The sequence below is a fragment of the Polynucleobacter yangtzensis genome, from assembly GCF_001595965.1.
Classification (GTDB): Bacteria; Pseudomonadota; Gammaproteobacteria; order Burkholderiales; family Burkholderiaceae; genus Polynucleobacter; species Polynucleobacter yangtzensis.
The window spans coordinates 1-1,247 of the sequence record NZ_LOJI01000023.1 but is presented as its reverse complement, the minus strand read 5'-3'; the positions used below and the strand labels follow the sequence as shown (position 1 = coordinate 1,247).

General features: G+C 45.0%; 1 protein-coding gene. It reads right to left on the bottom strand.

The window, feature by feature from the left end:
* The coding region (locus tag JaK3_RS06755; protein ID WP_420865692.1) for a branched-chain amino acid ABC transporter permease at window positions 1-1,247 on the bottom strand (1,247 nt) is incomplete at both ends.

The following is a 1,247-nucleotide window of genomic DNA, read 5'->3' as shown; positions in this document are numbered from 1 at the left end:
TTAGGACCAATCAAGCCATGGATGGTGCCGCGCTTGATGCTCAGATCAACGTTGTTCAATGCTTTCAGGCCACCGAACTGCATCAATACAGAGTCAACTTTCAAGAGCTCAGTACCAGCATTTGCGCTCGATACATTACTAATGAAGCTGATAGAGTCATCCACTGCTTCAGCATCACCACCACGAGTAGTTTTAGCTTTGCCAGCGATTGACTGATAAAAGCTCTTCGCAAAACCAACAATACCGTTTTGCAAGTAGTACACCACCAACAAAATCATGAAGCCGAAAATACTCAAGCGCCAGTCGGAAATCGTATTGAGCCAGAATGAGAATGCTGCTAAGCCTACTACGCCAGCGATAGGTACAGCCACGCGACGCGGAGTAGTTGTCTTCTTTGACAAGGCTATGCCAGCACCAACCAGCACTACGACTGCAATGATCGAAGCAACAATACGGAATAGGTTGATATCGTCCAAGAGCTTAGGCAACAACACAATGATGGCTGCACCAATCAAAGCACCTAGGCGAGACTTACGTCCACCCATAATGATGCCGAGCAAGAACAAAACAGCAAGTTCGTTGTTGTAAGTATTTGGTGAAATATATTGCTCAGAGTAGGCGTATAAGCAACCAGCCAAACCTGCAAAAGCAGCGCTGATCACAAATGCGATCACCTTAAAACGATATACGGAAACACCCATACAGTCACAGGCAATTGGACTATCACGCAAAGCTTCAAAAGCGCGTCCAATTTGAGATTTGACAAAACGATCCACCACAATCATTGAAACGATCAATATTATAGAAACCAACCAGAAATATTCTGCCTTGGTCATGGGCACGCCCATCAATTCGGGCTTAGGAATTTTGATACCTAAAGGACCCTCGGTTAACCAAGTCATCTCATTAATGAGGATTTGCGAAATCGTACCAAAGGCTAGCGTAACCATCGCCAAATATGGTCCGATCACTTTCAGCGCAGGCAAGGCTAGGATTCCGCCGAAGATTGCAGTAACAATTATGGAGGCCGGGATATTGATCCAAATTGGTAAACCAAAGTGGAAGTACAAAACACCAGCGGTGTATGAACCGATACCAAACAGAGCTGCGTGGCCCAAGGAAACCTGACCAACATAACCCACCACGATGTCTAAACCATATAACAAGATGGTGTAGATGAGAATGGTTTCAACTAAGTGAATGTAATAAGGGTTATGAACAAACAACGGCAAACAAAAGAGTGCCGC